Source organism: Pseudomonas sp. HMSC067G02 (assembly GCF_001813485.1).
GTDB classification, from domain to species: domain Bacteria; phylum Pseudomonadota; class Gammaproteobacteria; order Pseudomonadales; family Pseudomonadaceae; genus Pseudomonas; species Pseudomonas aeruginosa.
This window is the reverse complement of record NZ_KV812666.1, coordinates 231,638-251,955: the sequence shown is the minus strand read 5'-3', so window position 1 is coordinate 251,955 and position 20,318 is coordinate 231,638. Positions and strand designations below refer to the sequence as shown.

Below are 20,318 nucleotides of genomic sequence, written 5' to 3'. Positions count from 1 at the left end.
CTCCGGAGCCCGCCCCATGCGTCCACTCACCCGTCTCGTCCCGCTCGCGCTGCTGCTCCTCGCCGGCTGCGCCGGACCGCTGCCGCAGCCGGACCCGCAGATGGCCTGGGTCGAGCTGCGCAGCGCGCCGGCCAATACCCTGCTGGCCGAGCGCCTGGACGGCGAGCGGTTGAGCGACGGGCGCTACTTCCAGGTCACCCCGGGACGCCATGTGCTGGAGGTGCGCTTCCAGTACGAACTCTATGGCGGTTCCGGCGGCGGGGGCGGCGGCTTCGGCGAGCCGGTGCAGATCAACTGCTACCAGCAGGTGGTCTATGACGGCTTCGAGGCGGGCCGGCGCTATCGCCTGGAGGTGCGCCCGCAATTGCGCAGGGCGCTGGCGCTACTGAGCGACGAGCGTGGCGAGGTGGTCGCCCGTTCGAACTTCCAGACCAGCCGCTGCCCGCCGTACTGAAACGCAGCGGCTCAGTCGTCGTTCTTCTGGTAGATGATCTTCTTGGTGCCGTTCTCGCAACTGCCGACCACCATGTTCGGGTCGCTGACTTCGTCGTTGCGCACGATCTCCAGGGTGTAGGAGGTCACCCCGGCCGACTGGATCTTGGTCTCGATCTCCGCCTTGAGTTCCTCGCACGGCTTCGGCGCGGCCAGCGCCGTGGCGCTGAACAGCAAGGCGACAATCCCCAGCCCGATGGTTTTCATGACCCGTCACTCCTCGTCGATGCCTGGCAGCCGAGTGCTGCGCAGCGCATCCTGCCGCATTCGACTGCGGCAGGCCAGGGCCAGTTCGCCGGGCTGGGGAAGCGTTCCGCTCAGCCGTCGAGGCTGGCGTCCAGGCTGATCTTCGCGTTGAGCACCTTGGATACCGGGCAACCGGCCTTGGCCTTGTTGGCGATCTGCTCGAAGGTCTGCGCGTCCGCCCCCGGCACGCGCGCCCTGAGCACCAGGTGCACGGCAGTGATGGCGAAACCGTCGGACTGCTTGTCGAGGGTGACCTCGGCGCGGGTCTCGATACGTTCGGCGGTCAGGCCGGCCTCACCGAGCATCATCGACAGGGCCATGCTGAAGCAGCCGGCGTGGGCCGCGCCGATCAGCTCTTCCGGGTTGGTTCCCGGTGCGCCCTCGAAGCGGGTATTGAAGCCATAGGGGTTGTCCTTGAGCGCGCCGCTTTCGGTGGAAAGGGTGCCCTTGCCGTCTTTCAGGCCGCCTTGCCAGACCGCCGATGCCGTCTTCTTCATGTCGACTCCTCCGGAGCTGTGGATGGACATCCGCTCGCGTCGGCGAGCGGGCATGTCTACATGGGAGGACGACGCAGCCGGACAAGTTCAGTCCGCTTGCGCGGCGGCGGGATTCAGGCGCAACCGTCGATGCGGCAGAGCGGCGCCGCGGCCCCGCCCAAGGCACCGCTGCCGCCGGCAAGGCGCAGCTGCGTTTCGAGGAAAGCCCGCCAGTCGTCCGGCTGGCCGAGGTAGCGCCCGGTGTCGAGCACCTGCAGGCGGCCGTCGCGCTCCAGGGCGAAGGTCGGGAAGCCAGCGGCGCCGAGACGGTTCATCAGCCGCCGACTGTCGGCGAAGTGCGCGCGCAGCGGCTCGCCGGAGCAGGCGTCGAACGCCTCGGCGAAGCCCTCGCCAAGCCCCAGTTCGGCACCCAGCTCGAGCAGCACCGGACGCTCGGCGATACGCCGGCCCTCGACGTAGTGGGCACGCTGGATCCGCGCCAGCATCGCCGCGCCGAGGCCGTCGAGCGCTTCGGCGGCAAGCACGGCGGCGGTCGGCGGGGCCGAGTCGAATACCGCGCTGGTGTCGCGCAGCAGACCGTCGAAGTAGTCCTTGCCGAACGGCTGGCCGGTCAGTTGGGCGATCCGCAGGTCATGGGGCATCACGTAGTGGCGCAGACCGGCGCCGACCGGCTGGCGGTTGGCATCGGTCATCATGCCGCCGCCATGCAGGCGTACGTCCAGACCCGTCACCTCGCGGGCGGCGGCGAGCAGCGGCGAGGCGCCGTAGCACCAGCCGCAGAGCGGATCGTAGAGGTAATGCAGGGTGAGGTCGTTCATCTCGGTCTCCACGAGACGCCCCGCAGGGGACGCCTCGATCAGCGGCTATCGGCGGGCGCGGCTCAGGGCCACTGCATCTCGCCCTTGAGCACCTTGGCGCTCAGCTCCAGGCCTTCCTCGCCCGGCAGGTTCGGGTAGCGGCGCTTCATCGCCTCGACCAGCGCGGCGGAATCCCTGGCCTTGGGCAGTTCGGCTTCCAGGGCCTTCAGGTAGTCACGGGTGAAGCGCACGCCGTCCAGGCCCTTCGGCTCCTCGCCGGTGAAATGGCCGGGCACCACGCGCCGCGGTTGCAGCGCCTCGATCCGGTCGAGCATCGCCACCCAGGCCTGGCGCGAGGCCTGGGTCTGGGTATCGGCGGTCCAGACGTGCGAACCGGATTCCACCAGCACGCCACCAACCACCGTCTTCAGCGACGGAATCCACAGCACCGTGCGGTCCGGGCTCGGCCCCTTCAGGTCGACCACCTTCAGGGCATGGCCTTCCAGCTTCAACTGGTCGCCCTTCAGCGGCTCCGGCACCACCAGCGACGTCGGCGCGTTGTCCTTGAGGATCGGCCCCCAGTAGGCCAGCTTGGCGTCCTTGGTCGCCTGGATGTGTGCGACGGTCTGCGCCGTCGCGAGGATCTTCGCCTCGGGGAAGGCGGCCTTCAGCACGTCGAGGCCGAAGTAGAAGTCCGGGTCGCCGTGGCTGATGTAGATAGTGCTGAGGGTCTTGCCGCTGGCCTGGATACGCTTGACCAGTTGCTCGGCGTCGGCGCGGGAGAACTGCGCGTCGATCAGCATCGCCTCGCGCTGGCCCACCAGCAGTTCCGAGGACACGGCGAAGATCGCCTTCTCGCCGGGGTTGTAGACCTCCAGCCGCAGCGGTTCGGCGCTGGCGGCGAAGACGCCGGCGGCACCCAGCAGGGCGGCGGCGGCGAACAGGGAACGAAGCAATCCATGGCGCGACATGAGCGGTTCTCCAGGCAGTGGGATCAGAGGCTTGCCATGTTAGTTGCTTGAAAGCGCGCAAAAAGCCCCGCAATAATCACAGCTTTGTTGCATGGATCGAGCGAATCATGGACCGCCTGACCGCCACCCGCGTCTTCGTCGAGGTCATCGACAGCGGCAGCCAGACCGCCGCCGCCGAGCGTCTGGACATGTCCCGGGCGATGGTCTCGCGCTACCTCGCCGAGTTGGAGGAGTGGGTCGGCGCACGCCTGCTGCACCGCAGCACCCGCCGCCTGAGCCTGACCGACGCCGGCGCGGAGCTGTTGCCGCAGTGCCGCGAGATGCTCGCCGTGGCCGACGCCATGCAGGCCACTGGCCAGACCCGCCGCGACAGCCCGCGCGGCACCCTGCGCATCACCAGCAGCCTGTCCTTCGCCCAGGCCTGGCTGACCCGTGCCGCCGCCGCCTTCGTCGAGCGCTACCCGGGCACCGCCATCGACCTGCAGGTCAACAGCCAGGTGGTCAACCTGGTGGAGGAGCGCATCGACCTGGCCCTGCGCATCGCCAACCAGCTCGACCCCAACCTGATCGCCCGCCGCCTCGGCGAATGCCGCTCGGTGATCTGCGCCGCGCCGGACTACCTGCGCCGCCACGGCACTCCGCGACGCCCGGAGGACCTGGCGCTGCACAACTGCCTGACCTACTCCTACTTCGGCCGCAGTCTCTGGCAGTTCGAGCGCGACGGCGAGCCGACCAGCGTGCCGGTGGGTGGCAGTCTCAGCGCCAACGAATCCACCGTGCTGCTGGAGGCCGCCGCCGCCGGTGCCGGGATCAGCCAGCAGCCGCTGTACTCGGCAGCCCCGCTGATCCGTAGCGGACGCCTGGTGGCGCTGCTGCCGGAGTGGTCGCCGCAGGTGCTCGGCATCCACGCGGTGTACGCCTCGCGCCGGCAGATGCCGCCGGCGCTGCGGGCGCTGCTGGACTTCCTGGTCGAACGGATGGCGGCCGATCCGCACTGGGACGAGGCGGGCCCCCTGGCGCTGGCGTGAAAGCCGGGTAGACTGCTGGACGCGCCGCCTTCGACGCACCTTTATCCCCTGTCTGGAGCACGTCCATGTCCCTGTCGATCTACCAGGCTTCGATCCCGACCTTCCTGCGCACTCTCGGCAACCTCTCGGCGATCCTGAAGAAAGCCGCCGCCCACGCCGAAGCGAAGAACATCGATCCGCGCATCTTCATCGACGCCCGGCTGGCGCCGGACATGTTCCCCCTGGCGCGCCAGGTACAGATCGCCAGCGACGCCGCCAAGGGCGCCGGCGCGCGGCTGGCCGGGCTGGAAGTGCCGAGCTACGCGGATACGGAAACCACCTTCGACGAACTCCAGGCACGCATCGCCCGCACCGTCGAGTTCCTCGAGGGCATCCGCGAGGAACAACTGGACGGCGCCGAAGAGCGCAACGTGACCCTCAAGGTGCGCGGCCAGGAGATCAGCTTCAACGGCCGCGACTTCCTCTTCGGCTTCGCCCTGCCCAACTTCTTCTTCCACGTCACCACCGCCTACGCCATCCTCCGCCACAACGGCGTCGAACTGGGCAAGATGGACTTCCTCGGCGGCGCCTGAGGTTCCCGCGCCGGGATGGCACGCACAAGGACCATGGAATGGATCGGAAAACCCTCGACGACACCAGCAAGTTCCTCAGCTATGTCCTTCGCCACCAGCCCGAGGCCATCGGCCTGACGCTGGACGGCGAAGGCTGGGCCGACATCGACGCCCTGATCGCCGGCGCGGCGCGGGACGGCCGCGCCCTCGACCGCGTGCTGCTCGGCGCGGTGGTCGAGAACAACGACAAAAAGCGCTTCGCCCTCTCCGCCGATGGCCAGCGCATCCGCGCCGTGCAAGGCCACTCGCATGCCGCGGTGGCCATCGCCTACGCCCCCGCGGTCCCGCCCGCAGTGCTCTACCACGGCACCGCCAGCCGCTTCCTCGACTCCATCCGCGAGCGCGGCCTGGTTCCCGGCAGCCGCCACCACGTCCATCTCTCCGCCCGCCGCGCCACCGCCCTGGAAGTCGGCCGCCGCTACGGCAGCCCGGTTCTGCTGGAAATCGACGCGCGCGACATGCACCTGGCCGGGCACCTATTCCACCAGGCGGAGAACGGCGTCTGGCTGACCGAGCGGGTACCCGTGCGGTTCATCCGCGAGGCTTGAGAAGGCGTTCTACGGACTAACCAATGCCCAAGCGGGCGACCATTCGCTCGAAAGCGTCGCTGTCCGGCAGGTTGTAAGCGTCGAATGGTCTGTGCCAGTAGAACATCCAGTCTTCCAGGTCCTGAACGCTCGCTTCACGAGTCACGAGGGCGACCATGATGTCGACGAAGTCCTGAGCGGGCCCCGTCAGCTCTATGCCATTGAGCAGGAGGAAAACCGTAGCGGCCGCCGCCGCCGTGCGTTTGTTGCCATTGGCAAAGCAGTGGTTCATTGCCAAGCTTTCCGCAAAGACCGCAGCCAGCGTGATGATATCGTCGGTTCGAGCATAGTAACGATGGTTGGCTGGCCGTTGCTGTGCGGACTCCAACTCGTTCGGTTTGAGGACGCCTATCGGCTCGTCCGGAGTCTGGGCCAGGATGAGCAACTCATTGAGGCGAACGAGATCTGCAACGGAGAGATAGCGTATCCCTTGCTGGTCTTGCGACATGCTTAAACCTTGGCCAGCTCTTCGAAGGTTTTTTCGTAGCGTTCGAAGGCCAGGGCAAAGGCGTTCTCGACCTGCTTCTGATGTTCTCCCAAGGCCGGGCGCGCGCGCACGACCTCATCGCGAGGACGGGGAGGAATGACGAGTTTCTTCGATTTGCGCAGCGATCGCGACATATGTACCTCCAAGGATCCACTTCCCGGACCTGCCTGCCCCGGGCAGGGGACGAATATTCAGTGTTCAAGCATATACCAGTGCAGGCAGGGAACAGATGTCCTCTCGAAACCGGAAGCACTGGCAAGGCGCACCGCAACATGGCCTAGCAGCCTGCAGACCAGCCTCGAACGTTGATGGCCCGCTGCCGCCTAGCAGAAGCGGCAGTGGAGCAGGCGGTGAAAGCCGGCTTGACTGAGGAAAGATACCGACAAGCGCAGGACGCCCGATGGACCTTCGCCCCAGCCACGTGCATGTGTTCCCACCCAGCCGCGACCTCCCGGCCGCAACCAGTCCGCACCGCGAAACCCTGCTGCGCAGCGGCTGCGCCTGGAACGGCTCGCTCTACCTCGGCTATCCCCTCGGCCAGCCACAGCTCACCGTGCAGCGCCTGAGCCTGGCCGCCCACGAACGCCTGGACTGGCAGGTCCATCCGATGCCCAGCGCGCTCTACGTGCTCAAGGGCGAACTGCGCCTGGAGACCCGCGACGGTGCCCAGAGCACCCGGGTGCTGGAAGGCGAGGCGGCGGGCTGCCTGATGAACATCATCCATCGCCTCATAGCCGGGGCCGAACCGGTGGAAGCCCTGCTGTTCCATGCCGGCGTGGAAGGCATGCCGGTGGGGCTCGGCGAACGCGGCGAAATGCCCGACGCCTGAAGACGCCGGCGGGCCGGACAGCAGCCCGAACCCGCCACGCCCCGCGTCACGCTCAGGCGGAGAGCCCGTACAACCTGAGCCAGCCTTCCAGCGCCAGCGCGGTCTCCAGGTTGTGGCGGCTCACCTGGGTGTTGAAGTACCCCTCCGGATGCTCCAGTTCGGCGGCCAGGAACTCTCGCGAAACGATGCCGAACACCGGGTTCGCCGCGTCCTCCAGCAAGCGCCGCACGCTCCCGCGCAGGAAACGCTCGTAGCCGAGGTTGGCAGAAGTCGGATAAGGGCTCTTGCGGCGCTTGAGCACGGCTTCCGGGACATAGTCGGCGCAGGCCCGCTTGAGCAGCCACTTCTCCTCGCCGTCCCGGCTCTTGATCGACCAGGGCACGTTGTAGACGTACTCCACCAGCTCATGGTCGGTGTAGGGCACCCGCACCTCCAGGCCGTTGCACATGCTCAGGCGATCCTTGCGTTCGAGCAGCAGCACCATCCAGCGCTTCAGATGCAGGTGGCTGAACTCGCGCATCCGCCGCTCCTCCGGGCTGTCGCCGGCCAGGTGTTCGACCTGGCGCAGCCCATCGTCGTAGCTGGCCTGCTGGTACTGGAGGAGATCGCAGCGGCGGTTGAAACCGGCGTCGATGAAGCCGGCCGGCAAATGCACCCTGGAGGCCCAGGGGAAGCGCGCCGCACCCACCGCCTGCGGATCGCGGAACCAGCCGTAGCCACCGAACAGCTCGTCGGCGCCTTCACCAGAGATGGCCACCGTGGAATGCCGGCGGATCTCGCCGAACATCAGGTGCAGCGAGGTATCCATGTCGCCGAAGGTGAAAGGTACGTCCTTGGCCCGGAATACCTCTTCGCGCGCTCGTTCGCAGACCAGTTCGGCATTGTCGATGAGCACGGTGCGATGACGGCTGCCGATGTACTGCGCGGCCAGCAGGGCGAACGGCTGGTCCTGGTCGGGACGCAGGTCGTCGCTGCGGAACTGCTCGGCCTGACCGACGAAGTCCACCGAGAATGAATTGATGTCGCCGCCGTGCTCCGCCTTCGCGATGCGCTGGGCGATGCCGGTCAGGGCGGTCGAATCGAGCCCACCCGATAGCAGCGAACACACCGGAACGTCGGCGTGCAATTGCGACCCCAGGGCGCGGGTGACCAGTTCGCGGGTGCGCTGCACGGTGCTCTGCAGGTCGTCGGCATGCTCCTGGCGGCGCACCTCCCAGTAGCGGCGTAACTTCGCCTGGGAATTGGGACGCCAGGACAGCAGGTGGCCGGGCAGCAGTTCCTGGACCTCGCGGAACGGCGTCTGCGAAGTGCCCCGGGACAGCGTCAGGAGGTCGGCCAGGCCGACCGCGTCGAGCCTGGCGGCGAATTCCGGATGCGCCAGGATGGACTTGATCTCCGAGCCGAACAGCAGTCCCTCGCGGTGCCGCGCGTAATACAGCGGCTTGATGCCCAAGCGGTCGCGCACCAGCAGCAGGTGGCCGTCGCGGCCATCGAAGACGGCGAAGGCGAACATCCCGGTCAGGTACTCGCAACAACGCTCGCCCCATTGCAGATAGGCGTGCAGGACCACCTCGGTATCGCTGCGGGTGCGGAACTCGTGTCCGGCCCGGCGCAACCGCTCGCGCAGGGCATCGTGGTTGTACACCTCGCCGGTGTAGACGAGGGTGACCTCCTGGCCGGTGGGAAAGCGATAGGACATCGGCTGCACGCCGCCGCTGAGGTCGATGACCGCCAGCCGCCGGTGACCCAGCAGGGCGTTGCGGTGCTTCCAGATGCCCTCGGCATCCGGCCCGCGCAAGGCGAGCGTATCGGTCATGGCGAAAATCGCCGGAAATTCGTCGTCGAGCTTGCGCGTGTAATCCACCCAACCCGCGAGACCGCACATAGGGAAACTCCTCTAATTGATGTTTTATCGGGAAATTCATCCAGAGAACATGCTGAAAACATCCGTGCGGCCGGCCAGATTGCCGGCGTACGAATGCTTCGCCCAAGGCGGTCGATGTATGAACTTTTCGAGGACCTGAAGATAAGCAGTTTCGGCAGGCCTGCGCCCAAGGAAGGCCAATGATAGAACAGGAAAAAACGTGGCCGAGTTAATTAATATCTATCTAAATCTGGTAGCTGTTTTTAAAAAAACAAAGGAAAAACAATAATCTACAAAATTAATGAAACATCCTGAAACATCATTACGCGGCCTCTACAACCAGATATTACAGGGTCGTTCCCGGCTCTTTCCAAAGACTTAGAAAGCTAATCCAATTAAACTTATAATTGCTTTACGGCAATCATATGGATAGCCAACTAAGCAAATGACTACAACAAACTCAGATCGTACAACTATTGAATATAAGAGTTGTCCACCGACGCTGATTTCGTGGCAACGTTCGACGCGACGATGGACGAGCGGGAAAAGTAGGGCGGCGCGGGGAATGGAGAATTAAAGCAGGCAACTTCGAGCGATCCATCCGGAAGCGGGCCCGCTGCACCGGGCCCGCCAGACGACCTACCTCAAGGGCATTCGCAGGTCGACGGACCGAACACCGGCCCGCTGCACGGGTCCTCGGATGGGCCGAAAACCGGGCACGCGGCCTGGGCGGTAAGAGAGAAGCTACAGAGCAGGAACACAGCCAACAGTACTTTCTTCATTTGCAACCTCCTGGTTGGTAATCGAACGCTCCCTGTCCCTGGTCGAGGGTACAGTCGGTCATCACGGGCACTCGCAGACGGTCGGTCCCAGCACCGGGCCCGCGCAGGGATCTTCCCCCGGCCCGAGCACCGCGCAGTCCGCCTGCGCCGTGAGCGAGAACATCCACAGCAGCAGCGAAGCCGCCAGCATCTTCCTTTTCATCTGACCTCCTTGGTCGAAACAGCGATCAACGATCCGTGTCCTTCTCCGAAAACAAGGGCATTTGCCTGCAGAAGGACCGAACGCCCGTCCGCTCGCGGCGCACCGCAAGACTCGCCGGCGAGCCGCCGGACCCCGGAGAGCAAAGACCAGCCCGAGCGAACGCGCCAGTGCGGTGGATTGCCGCAGCGCCAGCGAAAGTACCGGGGCAGGGGGCTTCGGCACCGGTTCGCCATCAACTTTTCCTATCCCCGGCGGCCACATAAATTCGTTGGACGCCTCGCTCCGGCGCCTCCAAGAATGCCGCACGGGTGCGAAGTCCGGCCGTGCACCCACCGACGCCCCACAACAGCAAGAACAACGATCGGTGCATCCATGGCAAAGGACCTGACTTCCCCAGACGCCTCCGCGTCGTCCCGCAACCCTCCCTCCGCGCGCCTCCGTCTACCGGCGACACGCGCCCCCTAGCACCGCCCTCCCGTCCGCCACCGCAGCAACCCGCGACGCACCTTGCGTCGGCGCCGGCCCCCGCGCCGCCGGCGGGCGCCGCTCGCCCGCGCTCCGCCCGCCGCACCGATCGACCCATGAACCGAACAAGAACAGGAGTCCACCCGATGCGCTACGCCCCTCACGCAAGCCGATACTCCCTCTTCGCCCTGGCCGTCTCGGCGGCCCTGCTGCCCGGCGCCGGCTGGGCCGCCAACGGCGACCTCGCCGGCGCCCGCAAGCCGCCCAGCGTTGCCTGTTCCTGGAACCGCGAGGCAGCGTTGTCCTACGAGGAGCGCCGGCTCGACACGCCGCTGCCATTCAGCGGCGCCAACGTCGTCACCCACGACCAGACGCCGCTGGCCGAGCGCATCGTCAAGGGCGCCGGCTTCGACGGCTTCGAACCGGCCTTCGCCAAGCGCCTGTGCGCCGCCGACGGCCGCACCCCGGTCACCAGCTACGCCAAGGCACTGAAGCTGGTCACCGAAGAGGGCCGCGCGCTGTGGCGCGCCGCCGTCGACCGGGCCCAGGGGCGCCGTGCCATTCCCGCCGGCGCGCTGCCGGCCAGCGATGACCGCATGCTCTACTGGACGCGCCTCTACATGACCCGCACCCTGCGCCAGTGGGCGCCATCCTTCCACCTCGGCAAGGCCCAGGCCCAGGCGCTGCAATGGCGCTTCGAACGCGCCTCGCGCGGACAGCTGGACATCGACCTGCCGCGCCGCTACGCCGCCGACGGCTCGCGCTACCGGCGGATGATCATCAGCGGCTTCGACGTCTTCACCCTGGGCACTCCCGGGACAGCGAACACCGGCCTGCGCAACGGCAACCCCTCGGGCGCCACCGCCCTTGCGCTGGACGGCCGCGAGTTCAGGCTGGCCGACGGCAGCCTGCTGCGTATCGAGGCCTACCTGTTGCCGGTCAGCTACGACCCGTTCAACCGCGGCATGCAGGAAGACACCCTGGGCCCCTGGTTCCGCCCCGGCCCGCGCCGGGTCGACGCCTCCATAACCATCAGCCAGGGCGGCGCCAACCAGTTCTGGCTGGAGGCCTGGAACGGCCGCTTCCACGGCTCCTCCGCCGGCAACGACGGCATCGTCTACTGCCCCGCCGACAGCGCTTTGCCCAACTACGTGCTTCCCCTGGGCAGCGTGACCAATCCCGGCACCGCACCGATTTCCCTGCGGGGCTCCGGCTGCAATATCAACCCGCCGCGCCGCTGGCTCGGCTACGACAGCGCCAGCCGCTGGCGGCAGAACCTGCCGGCGCAGTTCTCCAAGGCCTCGCTGCCGGTCCGCCAGTTGCTCGCCGCCGATACCTGGCGCGGCATCGAGCGGCCGCCGGGCGCTACCAGCCAGGCCGCGGAAGGCTTCGACGTCACCTGGCACACCAACTACGACTTCTTCCCCGATTGCGCCAACCCGCGCACCGAAAACGTGCCGACCAACGGGGTGATGAACGCCATGCCCGATCCCTCCCTGGTGCTCCCGCCGAACCGACGGATCTGCGCGCGCAACGGCGGTGGCGGCGACTACCTGTCCAACGAGAGCGCCTACCGCAACACGGTGCTGCGCGACGCGTTCCGCCTGGAGATTCCCGCCGGGCACATCCATGTCCCGGTGATGAACAACTACTACACCGGCGTACCGGCGAGCGGCGGCGGCGCGCGCAACGACAACGCCATCAGCGACGCCCGCTACGAGGCCTACCGCAGCGCCATCGTGGCGCAGACCCGGGCGCTGCTGGTGGGCGTCGGCAACGCCCTGGCGCAGGGGGCGCAAGCGGACTAGTCCTTGCCAGGCGTAAGGCCCTCGCGATCTATCGCTTCGCCGCAGAGCCGAACTGCCGCCGACGCAGGCCAACGGGACGGTAGCCCGTCGCTTCCGCCTCTACTGAATCGAAAAAGGCGGCACGCGGGGAAACCTCGGACTCACCACCCGGAGCTTTCCCAGGCCCGCGCCGGAACGGTAGGGCAGAGTCGAAGAGTGCGAACGCCGATGATGGAGACAACCGCCATCGCCCGCATCACCGGGGCGGTGGCAAGGATTTCCCCTGACTTGGAGAGTTTTCCATGAGCTTCGCGCAGAATCTCCTACGCCTACGCCAGCAGAACGCCCTGACCCAACGGCAGATGGCCGAGCGACTGGGCATCACCGTGAGCCAGTTGCGGCACTTCGAAACCAAGGGCGGGCAGCCGTCGCTGGTGGTGCTGCAAACCATCGCCGGACGTTTCGCGGTGCCCCTCGACTGGCTGGTCTGCGAGCGCAGCGAGCGGCAGGCGCTACCGGAAGACCTGCGCCTGCAGTTCGAGGCCATCGGCCGCCTGCGGCTGGACGAGCGGCGCGCCATCCGGGCGTTGCTCGACGACCTGATCCGCCAGTACATGGCCAAGCGCAACGCAGCGGCCAAGCCCCTCCCGGCGGCTTGCGCCGAGGCCACGGAAACGTCCCCGTAGCCCCGGCGCACGGCTCAGTCGCTGCCGTACCTCGGCGAGCGCGGGCCGTACAACAGTCCGCCCGGCTGGCCGGCCGAGAGCAGGCGCGCACTGGTCATCCCGGCGATCGGATAACCGGCGTCCTCCACCGAACTGTTGATGATCTGCTTGACCGCCGCGGTGATCAGCATGCCCACCAGGCCGCCGTTGTTGCCGCCGTTGCCTTCCTCGCTGGAGGCGGTCGCCGAGCCGGTCCACAGGGTGGTGCCGGATCGCAGGTCGACCAGCTTGGCGCTGGCGGTGACGATGGTCGCGCTGCTGATCACCATGTAGCGCGTGCCGTAGTCGCTCACCGTGACGTACAGCGCCGCGTCGGCGCCATAGATCTCGCGCAGCTTGGCCGGGGACACCTGGTGCACGTCGCCGGCGCTGGTCAGGCCGTTCTGGCGGAAGGTCTCGTCGGCCAGCGCCACCGGCACCACGTAGTAGCCGGCCTCGGCCAGCGGGAAGGTGACCTGCGAGAGCATGCTGTAGGTCGCCTTCACGTCGGGCGACTCGTTCAGCGGCGGCAGGACCAGGATCGAGCGCGGCTTGGCCTGCTTGAACGCCGAGTAGTCGACGCTCTTGGTCGGCGCGCAGCCGCCGAGCAGGGCCAGCAGGGTGAAACCGGCCACCAGGCCGGACAGTCGGGCGAGTTTCAACGGGCACCTCCACGGGCGTTGTTCAGGAGGAAGTCCATGTAGGTCGCCGACTCGGGAAACAGCGCCTTCTCGGTCTCGAACTCGCGGACCATCTGGTCGTCCTTGCCGATGCTGGAATAGAGCAGCCCCAGCTGGGCGTGGTAGCCCGGCGGCACCGCGCCATTCTTCGCCCGGATCTTCTCGAGGTCGGCTTCCAGCGCCTGCGCCTGGGCCTCCTTGGATTCACCCTTGAAGTATTCGTGGACCTGGGCCTGGTAGCCCTCCCACTGGTACAGCGTCTTCGGTCCGCTGCACCCGGCCAGCGCCATGCTCCCCAGCAGCGCCGCCGTCCATGTGATCGTCTTGCTCATGTGTGCCGTGATTCCCTGGTTTCTGGTGGATTATTGGTTCTGTGGCTTCCAGGCCCCGCTATCGACCGCGTTGACCAACTTGTTCACCGCCTCGCGCATGGCCAGGTCGAGAACCTTGCCGTTGAGGGTCGAGTCGTAGCTGGCGGTGCCGCCGAAGCCGATCACCTCGCGGTTGGACAGGGCGTACTCGCCAGCGCCCTGGGTCGAATAGACGACCTCCGAGGTAGAGATGTTGACGATGTTCAGCGCCACCTTGGCGTAGGCGATCTGCGACTTGCCGCGGCCAAGGATGCCGAACAGCTGGCGGTCGCCGACTTCCTTGCGGCCGAACTCGGTGACGTCGCCGGTCACCACGTAGTCGGCACCCTTCAGGCGCTGGGCCTGGCCCTTGATCGCCGCTTCCTGCTGGATCTCGCTCATGTTGTCGCGGTCCAGCACGTTGAAGCGATTGGTCTGCTGCAGGTGGGTGATGAGAATGGTCTTGGCCTGGCCGCCGAGGCGGTCGACGCCATCGGAAAAGATCCCGCGCATGTAGCTGGAGCGGTTGTCGAACTTGCCTACCGCAATCGGCGAACGCACGCCGCTGTAGGGTCGGTTGACGCTCTCGACCTGCTGTACCGGCAACGCGGTGGAGGTCTCGGTGGCGCAGCCCGCCAGGCCGGCCAGGGTGGCGACGGCGAGGAGCGGCAGTAGTGTTTTCTTGGCGCTGTGACTCATGGGGTTCTCCTGGAAAAAAACGCTATCGACGCGGAGCGGCTTCTAGCCGACCCGTGTGCGGAAAAGAGGGCGTAGTGAAAATCGAGGAAGGCCAGGCGGCACGGCGGCGCGCCAAGGCGAGGGGCGAAATGGGGTGGCCACGTTTTCTTTCCTTGAAATACGAATGCGTCGATCAACCGGCGCTCCCGGCCGGCCTTGGAAATCCGAAACAATCGTGCGGGAAGCGATGCACGAACCGTATGAGCCATCAATAGGCCATCTCGGTGGGCGGCAAAGTTACCACAGTTATTCCGATCGTTTCGTTATGCAGGAAGCATACTCGGAGAATTCTGACTGCGTCTCGTTCGCAGGATCGAGGTGGGACGCCGGGCACCGGTGTCCGCCACCAACCGGTGGCAGCCAGGCAGGCATCCTTGCCGCCCATTGCGCCCGACGCTGTACGGCGCAAATGAAAACGGACACCCCTTGGGAGTGTCCGTCTCTGCCGTCGACCGGTCAGGCCAGGTCGAGGCCGCGCATTCTCAGGCGCAGGTCCTGTTCCTGGGGCTTGCCTGAACGATCCGTCCCGGTTGCCAGGTCCAGGGCATCGAGCAGTCCCTCACCGTGGCCGCTCCGTTCCCCCAGCGTGGCCTCTTCGAGCACCCGACGGGTCACACCCTGCCCATCCTTGGCGCTGAGAAGCACGCGCATGTCGGTCCCCTTGTCGTAGAGGATCTCCTGCTCATCGCCCTCGATCGATATCTCGCTGACATCGATCCCGGATCTGCCGAACAGGGTGGTTATCGTGCCCTGGCCCGCGAAGCTCCTGGCAACGCCGGGGTCCCGGGAGGTGGAGAGATAGCCGGCGTCGTGGCCGACCTGGCCCTCTTTCACCGCCTCGAAGGCATCCCTGCCCTGGGTGCCGCGGAAGGTCTTCACGACCTGTTCAGCCGGTCCGCTCTTTTCGAACGCGGCAGACATGCCCCGGTCGATCAACGCCTGGCCCGCATCCAGCTCCCGTCCCTGACGCAGGGAACGATTCAGGTGCTGGTACTCGCCGTTGGTATAGAGACCGAGCGCCATCACCTCGGCATCGCTGTACGGCCCGCCCGGGTGTTCGCCGAGGTACTGCTCCGCCTCCAGCCCGAAGTGCTCCACCAGGCCATCCGCCAGTGCCTTGTCGACAGGCTCGCCCTTTACCTCGCTCTCTACCGCGTGGCGCAACAGGGCGACCTTGTCCATTACCGCATGCAGTTGGACGGCGATTTCGCGCAGTTGCTCCGGGCTTGCGCTGAGTACATGCTGGCTGGCGGCACCGCCCGCGGTCCCCCACTGTTGCAGCGCGATCCCCCCAACGCTCTGTTCGAGCAGGCGGGCAGCCTGGGTACGGGAAGCTTCGATCAGGCTGCCATCGCGAATCCCGACCAGGGCGGTGGCCAGCGAGCGCAGGGCGCCGTCGCCGCTGGCCAGGCGCGTGTGATCCTTCGCCAGTCTCTCCGCTGTCAAAGTCGCCAGCTCGCTCGCCTTGCCAAGTCCGCCCAAGGTCAGGGGCAGTGCCTTTTGCAGCATCATCTGCTTGATCTCGGCGGCAGAGAGACTGGCGGCAGGCGGCGCGTCCTGACGGGAGAGCGGCGCCTGGGTGGCGGCGTGGGCACGGCTCCCCAGCAGTTTGCCCAGCCACTCGATGATCGCCACGAAGGGACGCGCGAGGGCGGCCCCCAGGCGGGAGAGCAGGCCCTCGCCCTTCGGTGCTTCCTGGCGCTGGGCCAGTTGTTGCGCCTCCCGGGGAGTGGCCACCTGGCGGGCCTCGACCTGTCCCAGGCGCCCGGCCACGGCCTGGCTCAACTCAGCCACGAAAGACGGGTTCTGCTGAGATGATTGAATATGCATGATGATTGACGTCTCCTGATGTTTCCCCGCCAGTCTAGGAACGAGGCGCCCCTCCGCCTATCAGGATTGGCCGTGGTTTTTTTACTGTTGGCGGCCGTCGGAGCACGCGGAAAGAGAACCGTCAGCGGCCGAAAAACAGCGGACTTTCCCTACGCCAGCTCCCGTGCGCCTACACCGGGGCGGAGAACCCGATGGATACCGGCGGCAGCGCCGGCCTCATGGCGGACGGCGTACCACCGTGCAGGCACCTCGGGGTCGTCTGCTGCTATGGTGCGCACAGGCACGTCGCCATCCTCTCTCCCGGCGAATGGAATCGAGCATGACGCTTTCCCTGGATCTGTTGTTGAGCCTGTGCACGGCCCTGGCCATCGGCCTTCTGATCGGCGCCGAGCGCGGCTGGCAGGAGCGCGACCACGAAGATGCGCGGCAGATCGCCGGAATCCGCACCTTCAGCCTGGCCGGCCTGCTCGGCGGCTTCGCCACCCTGCTCGCTGGCGAACTGGGCAGCGCAGTCTGGGTAGCCTTGCTGCTGGCCCTCGCGGCGCTGGCCGTGGCCGGCTACGTGAGCGATGTCAGGCGTGGCGGCGACCAGGGCATGACCACCGAGATCGCCCTGCTGATGACCTTCCTCCTCGGCAGCCTCGCCCTCACCGAACAGCGCCTGCTGGCTGCCGCCGGCGGCATCGTGCTGACCCTGCTGCTGAGCCTCAAGGACAAGCTCCACGCCCTGCTGAAGCGCCTGACCGCCGAGGAGCTATCGGGCACCCTCAAGCTGCTGTTCATTTCCGTGGTCCTGCTGCCGGTGCTGCCCAACCAGGGCTATGGTCCCTGGGCGTTCTTCAATCCCTACCTGACCTGGTGGATGGTGGTGCTGATCGCCGCCCTCGGTTTCTCCGCCTACCTGGCCATCCGCCTGATCGGCTCGCGCAAGGGCCTGTTGCTGACCGCGGTGCTCGGCGGCCTGGTGTCCTCCACGGTGATGACCCTGACCCTGGCGCGCCTGCGCGAGCGCATGCCCGACGCCCTGTTGGCGTGCGCCCTGCTGGCGACCTCGGCGCTGATGTTCCCGCGCATCCTCGTCGAGATCGGCGCGATACACCCGGCCTTGCTGAAGGAACTGGCCCTGCCATTCGCCGCCACCACCCTCGTCTACCTTGGCGGCACGCTGTTCCACGCCCTGCGCGGCGGCCGCGCCAGCCAGGAGGCACCCGACGAGCCAGGCCTGCGCAACCCCTTCGAACTGCTCCCGGCCCTGCGTTTCGCCGCCCTGCTGAGCACGATCCTGCTGTTGGTGGAGGTCGGCCGGCGGCTGTTCGGCGACGCCGGCATCTATGCGGTCGCGTTGCTCTCCGGCCTCGCCGACGTCGACGCGATCACCCTGTCCCTGGCCCGCGCGGCGCAGGGCGAACTCGATCCAGGCGTGGCCAGCCGCGGCATCGCCCTTGCCGCCCTGAGCAACAGCCTGGTCAAGGCCGGCCTGGTCGTGCTGGTGGGCGGCAAGCGGCTGGCCCTGCAAACGCTGCCCTTCAGCCTGGCGGGGCTGCTGGTAGGAGCGCTGCTGATCCTGTTGTGAGGCGCCGGGGAAACTCCGGAGCGCCGCTGGGCGAACGCGACGACAACCGCCTGGCGCCCCGCATCAACCTGCGCGGCTACTGGCTGCAACGGCCGGGTTTCAAGGCCAAGGACCGAACCAGGACCCGGGTGAGGCAGGGCGGCCTGGCGATCACGGCGGAGCGAGGGGAGGGGACGCCTCCGCGTTGGACTGAGGCGTCTCTGCGACGTCGGAGACAAGGCGGTGGCTGGCTGAGCCAATCGCCCTTTGCGGCGTGAAGAGCGCCTGGAACTAGCGGCACTCACCCCGCGCGGTCGCATCGACCACCCTGCCCGAGGCGTCGGCAAAGAACTCGTAGATGCAGGTGTAATAGCCGCTCTGGTTGGCCGTGCCGGTCTTCTGGTTCAGGACCGAGCTGTTGGGCGTATTGCCATGGCCCTGCTCGTAGTAGGTGTAGTCGTAGTCGTGGCTATAGTTCTCGTACTCCTTCCACACGTACTTCTGCCTGGCGGCATCCCCCGTCACGCGTTCCGGCTCGCCGAAGCGCTTGATCACGTCCTGGATCGGCAAGCCGATCCAGGACTGCGCATCGCTACGCGCGCGACTGCCATAGGCCTCCATGACGCACCCCGACACGCTGATCGCAAGGGCCGCCAGGGCGGTGAGTCTCAGAGCCAGTACCGGCATATGTGCTTCTCCTTCCATGGCGGTCTGCCTGCGCGGCATCCCGCTCCCTTTGCGCGGGTCGGTGTGCTGCGAATGGTAGGGGGCCGGGGCCCGCCCGTTCAACGGGAGACGGCGGTTTCCGGTGTACTAGTACATTGGGGCGCTGTGCGACGGGAGCAGTAGAAAGGAGGACCGGCAAGCCGCCAGGAGCAGATGGATATGGGTGGTTATTCGGCAAAATGCATGGAGCTTGTTATCGAAGGCATCCTCGAGGTTTTGAGGATCGGAGAGGTAGCGTTGGTAGTCCTCGTCCTCGGCGAATACCACTTGGCGACTGTGTCCCCGCTGGACCATGTGAAGCGGATAATTCGGTAAACCACTCGCCCTTGCCTAGGCATCGCGGAGCCTCCTTACGGCGTCTGCGCTGGAGCCTCCCTGCTTAGAGAATTAGAGTAGGGAAAATAGATCTGTCCCCTTTGTTCTCTATCCCGGGCGAGAACCGGGGGGGCTTCAAACGTCTGGAATCTCAATGTGAAATGACTTCGCATAAATATACCAAAGCATCCAGCCCGGCCCCGGCTGAACTTCGAGAACCCCCTCTAACAAATACTCTCTGGAAAGAGCATCAATACAAGAACGGGAACCAAACTCTTGAATCACTTTATTTCCAGCAGACTTTTCTCGACCATCTGTATATTCATTAGTTATCCTTTTTGAAAAGTGAGCGCCTTCAAAAACAAACCAGCAACCACCAACAAACTCATGCATAGCGTATTGACTGTCGGCTTTGCTTGTATATTGAACCCACTCGCCAGATTTAGTGCGAGCCCTCAAAAGATGATCGTCACTCAACTCCCATTCAACATATTCAACCCGCCTTGATGGATCGTAAATATAGTGTCTTGGAAATATCTCCCCCACATTCTCAGAATTATCTTTTTCACATTTAAAAAAGCGAACACCATTTTCTTCCTTTAAAAAAATCCCATATGGGAACGCCAGCCCACCCTCAACAAAGACTCTAAGCGCACCAGACTTTTCTTCCGAAAACCCATATGTGCAGTTAAATGTATCAAGCTCATCAAAATCAACGAAAATCATCATTTGATTTTCTCCAGAACGATAGTTTTCATGCTGTCGAGATTCGTAATTACACTTCCATCTGTACGGAGAAATGTTTGCCCTGAGAATCTGGAGTCAAGAGGGCCATTTTGTATAATTCGCAGCCCTAGAGACTCTAATTCAGATGCACTTGGGATCTTTCCGTAAGGGTTTGCAGCGTTCGCATTGATAAATATCTTTCCCCCAGGCTCTATCACACGAGTAGCTTCCGGCAGAAAATCCATCATTGATTTAGTACCGCCCGCACTCTTTGGAATGAACGGGTTACTAGCAACAACCTCTCCTAGCGAATTATCCCTTGCGGAAAAAAGGGGACAGATTTATTTTCCCTACTCTAATCTCGGCCGCCCTTGCCCACGCCGCTCTATTCTCACCCCGGCTACCCGCTCGGTCTCGTCCACGAACCGTTGATTGCCCGTCAGTTGTCCACGCTGAACCGCCTCGCGAATCAGCCTCAATTCCTCGGCCGGTATCGCCTCTTTCATGAACGTTACGTATCGCCGATATCTCTCTTCGGCCGTCTGACCTAGCTCAATGAAGCAGGGATCCATATCCAACCAGTTTGGCTCCTTCAACCAATCCGCCCGCAGCCCATAACTTGACCAGGGATAGGCCGCCACATCGTCCACCATCCGCGCCCGAACAGGGTTCAGTTCGATGTACCGGCAACACGCCAGCAGGTAGGCATCGCTCTGTACGACACTCGATTTATAGCGACTTTCCCACAACGTTCCGGAACGGCCCTCCAAGCGATTCCGATATCGTGTCGTGCGCGCCGCCAGCGTTTTCATCAGTTGCGCCAAGCCAGACAGCGAATCACCAGGCGCCAAGAGCAGATGGACATGGTTGGTCAACAGGCAAAATGCGTAGACCTTGATACCAAAGGCATCCTTGAGGTCCCGTAGATCGGAGAGGTAACGCTGGTAGTCCTCGTCCTCGGCGAATACCACTTGCCGATTGTGTCCCCGCTGGACCACGTGAAACGGATAATTCGGTAAAACCACTCGCCCTTGCCTAGGCATCGCGGAGCC

The 20,318-nt window shown here is 65.2% G+C and carries 23 protein-coding genes and 1 pseudogene; 8 read left to right on the top strand and 16 right to left on the bottom strand.

Features of this window, described 5'->3' with window-relative positions; translation table 11 throughout:
• The first annotated feature begins 16 nt into the window (after positions 1-16).
• A complete protein-coding gene (locus tag HMPREF2914_RS13440) occupies positions 17-454 on the top strand; it encodes a PA0061/PA0062 family lipoprotein (RefSeq protein WP_003083612.1) in 438 nt (145 codons plus the stop codon).
• Between the two features lie 11 nt (positions 455-465).
• On the opposite strand, the gene HMPREF2914_RS13435 is transcribed toward HMPREF2914_RS13440, so the two are convergent.
• The 4 genes from HMPREF2914_RS13435 to HMPREF2914_RS13420 form a co-directional block, all read right to left on the bottom strand.
• Positions 466-699, bottom strand: coding sequence for a DUF1161 domain-containing protein (locus HMPREF2914_RS13435; protein ID WP_023083844.1), 234 nt, complete (start codon positions 697-699; stop codon positions 466-468).
• Between the two features lie 110 nt (positions 700-809).
• Positions 810-1,265, bottom strand: coding sequence for an OsmC family protein (locus HMPREF2914_RS13430; protein WP_003118563.1), 456 nt, complete (start codon positions 1,263-1,265; stop codon positions 810-812).
• An 83-nt stretch (positions 1,266-1,348) separates the two neighbouring features.
• Positions 1,349-2,053, bottom strand: a complete 705-nt coding sequence (dsbM, locus tag HMPREF2914_RS13425) for a disulfide reductase DsbM (protein WP_003136951.1) — start codon at positions 2,051-2,053, stop codon at positions 1,349-1,351.
• A 62-nt stretch (positions 2,054-2,115) separates the two neighbouring features.
• On the bottom strand, positions 2,116-3,003 hold the full coding sequence (locus tag HMPREF2914_RS13420) for an MBL fold metallo-hydrolase (RefSeq protein WP_003083599.1): 888 nt from the start codon (positions 3,001-3,003) through the stop codon (positions 2,116-2,118).
• Between the two features lie 107 nt (positions 3,004-3,110).
• Here HMPREF2914_RS13420 and osaR point away from each other — a divergent pair, with 107 nt between their 5' ends.
• The 3 genes from osaR (at position 3,111) to HMPREF2914_RS13405 (ending at position 5,190) form a co-directional block, all read left to right on the top strand.
• The gene (gene osaR, locus HMPREF2914_RS13415) at positions 3,111-4,031 is read left to right on the top strand and encodes an oxidative stress response transcriptional regulator OsaR (protein ID WP_003083596.1); all 921 of its coding nucleotides are present in this window, start codon (positions 3,111-3,113) and stop codon (positions 4,029-4,031) included.
• Between the two features lie 65 nt (positions 4,032-4,096).
• Positions 4,097-4,603 (top strand): DUF1993 domain-containing protein, encoded by a 507-nt coding sequence (locus tag HMPREF2914_RS13410; protein ID WP_003083593.1) that lies wholly within the window; start codon positions 4,097-4,099, stop codon positions 4,601-4,603.
• A 38-nt stretch (positions 4,604-4,641) separates the two neighbouring features.
• Positions 4,642-5,190, top strand: coding sequence for an RNA 2'-phosphotransferase (locus HMPREF2914_RS13405; protein WP_003104297.1), 549 nt, complete (start codon positions 4,642-4,644; stop codon positions 5,188-5,190).
• A 16-nt stretch (positions 5,191-5,206) separates the two neighbouring features.
• Here the strand turns inward: HMPREF2914_RS13405 and HMPREF2914_RS13400 are convergent, their stop codons facing one another.
• Entirely contained in the window at positions 5,207-5,677 is a 471-nt protein-coding gene (locus HMPREF2914_RS13400) for a type II toxin-antitoxin system death-on-curing family toxin (protein ID WP_003111524.1), read from the bottom strand.
• A gap of 2 nt (positions 5,678-5,679) precedes the next feature.
• Positions 5,680-5,850 carry a hypothetical protein gene (locus HMPREF2914_RS32650; RefSeq protein ID WP_003111525.1) on the bottom strand — a complete coding sequence of 57 codons (171 nt, stop codon included), beginning with the start codon at positions 5,848-5,850 and terminating at the stop codon, positions 5,680-5,682.
• Between the two features lie 266 nt (positions 5,851-6,116).
• Between HMPREF2914_RS32650 and HMPREF2914_RS13395 the strand changes: the two genes are divergently transcribed.
• On the top strand, positions 6,117-6,545 hold the full coding sequence (locus tag HMPREF2914_RS13395) for a cupin domain-containing protein (RefSeq protein ID WP_003083588.1): 429 nt from the start codon (positions 6,117-6,119) through the stop codon (positions 6,543-6,545).
• A 52-nt stretch (positions 6,546-6,597) separates the two neighbouring features.
• Here HMPREF2914_RS13395 and asnB read toward each other — a convergent pair whose 3' ends face one another.
• Together asnB and HMPREF2914_RS13385 are read right to left on the bottom strand one after the other, a co-directional pair.
• Positions 6,598-8,430, bottom strand: coding sequence for an asparagine synthase (glutamine-hydrolyzing) (gene asnB, locus HMPREF2914_RS13390; RefSeq protein WP_023980974.1), 1,833 nt, complete (start codon positions 8,428-8,430; stop codon positions 6,598-6,600).
• 822 nt (positions 8,431-9,252) lie between these two features.
• On the bottom strand, positions 9,253-9,393 hold the full coding sequence (locus tag HMPREF2914_RS13385; RefSeq protein ID WP_003083582.1) for a PA0050 family protein: 141 nt from the start codon (positions 9,391-9,393) through the stop codon (positions 9,253-9,255).
• Between the two features lie 611 nt (positions 9,394-10,004).
• Between HMPREF2914_RS13385 and HMPREF2914_RS13380 the strand changes: the two genes are divergently transcribed.
• Together HMPREF2914_RS13380 and HMPREF2914_RS13375 are read left to right on the top strand one after the other, a co-directional pair.
• Positions 10,005-11,666 carry a hypothetical protein gene (locus tag HMPREF2914_RS13380; RefSeq protein ID WP_023092238.1) on the top strand — a complete coding sequence of 554 codons (1,662 nt, stop codon included), beginning with the start codon at positions 10,005-10,007 and terminating at the stop codon, positions 11,664-11,666.
• Between the two features lie 281 nt (positions 11,667-11,947).
• Positions 11,948-12,331, top strand: a complete 384-nt coding sequence (locus HMPREF2914_RS13375) for a helix-turn-helix domain-containing protein (RefSeq protein ID WP_023092237.1) — start codon at positions 11,948-11,950, stop codon at positions 12,329-12,331.
• 14 nt (positions 12,332-12,345) lie between these two features.
• On the opposite strand, the gene HMPREF2914_RS13370 is transcribed toward HMPREF2914_RS13375, so the two are convergent.
• The 4 genes from HMPREF2914_RS13370 to exoT form a co-directional block, all read right to left on the bottom strand.
• Positions 12,346-13,011, bottom strand: coding sequence for a DUF799 domain-containing protein (locus HMPREF2914_RS13370; RefSeq protein WP_003083573.1), 666 nt, complete (start codon positions 13,009-13,011; stop codon positions 12,346-12,348).
• Positions 13,008-13,361 carry a DUF4810 domain-containing protein gene (locus tag HMPREF2914_RS13365; protein WP_003083569.1) on the bottom strand — a complete coding sequence of 118 codons (354 nt, stop codon included), beginning with the start codon at positions 13,359-13,361 and terminating at the stop codon, positions 13,008-13,010. The genes HMPREF2914_RS13370 and HMPREF2914_RS13365 overlap by 4 nt, the downstream gene beginning before the upstream one ends.
• A gap of 30 nt (positions 13,362-13,391) precedes the next feature.
• A complete protein-coding gene (locus HMPREF2914_RS13360) occupies positions 13,392-14,078 on the bottom strand; it encodes a CsgG/HfaB family protein (protein WP_003104306.1) in 687 nt (228 codons plus the stop codon).
• A gap of 495 nt (positions 14,079-14,573) precedes the next feature.
• Positions 14,574-15,947 (bottom strand): T3SS effector bifunctional cytotoxin exoenzyme T, encoded by a 1,374-nt coding sequence (gene exoT, locus HMPREF2914_RS13355; protein ID WP_023092236.1) that lies wholly within the window; start codon positions 15,945-15,947, stop codon positions 14,574-14,576.
• A gap of 163 nt (positions 15,948-16,110) precedes the next feature.
• Between exoT and HMPREF2914_RS13350 the strand changes: the two genes are divergently transcribed.
• Positions 16,111-17,520, top strand: a complete 1,410-nt coding sequence (locus tag HMPREF2914_RS13350) for an MgtC/SapB family protein (protein WP_031278341.1) — start codon at positions 16,111-16,113, stop codon at positions 17,518-17,520.
• A 270-nt stretch (positions 17,521-17,790) separates the two neighbouring features.
• Here the strand turns inward: HMPREF2914_RS13350 and HMPREF2914_RS13345 are convergent, their stop codons facing one another.
• From HMPREF2914_RS13345 to HMPREF2914_RS13340, 4 genes and pseudogenes are all read right to left on the bottom strand, one after another.
• Positions 17,791-18,186 carry a hypothetical protein gene (locus HMPREF2914_RS13345; protein WP_003083536.1) on the bottom strand — a complete coding sequence of 132 codons (396 nt, stop codon included), beginning with the start codon at positions 18,184-18,186 and terminating at the stop codon, positions 17,791-17,793.
• A 180-nt stretch (positions 18,187-18,366) separates the two neighbouring features.
• Positions 18,367-18,563 (bottom strand): annotated as a pseudogene (locus HMPREF2914_RS32370) (transposase); the annotation flags it as partial.
• A 112-nt stretch (positions 18,564-18,675) separates the two neighbouring features.
• The gene (locus tag HMPREF2914_RS31565; protein WP_071537894.1) at positions 18,676-19,269 is read right to left on the bottom strand and encodes a hypothetical protein; all 594 of its coding nucleotides are present in this window, start codon (positions 19,267-19,269) and stop codon (positions 18,676-18,678) included.
• 347 nt (positions 19,270-19,616) lie between these two features.
• Positions 19,617-20,309 (bottom strand): transposase, encoded by a 693-nt coding sequence (locus HMPREF2914_RS13340; RefSeq protein ID WP_023092233.1) that lies wholly within the window; start codon positions 20,307-20,309, stop codon positions 19,617-19,619.
• Between the last annotated feature and the right edge of the window lie 9 nt (positions 20,310-20,318).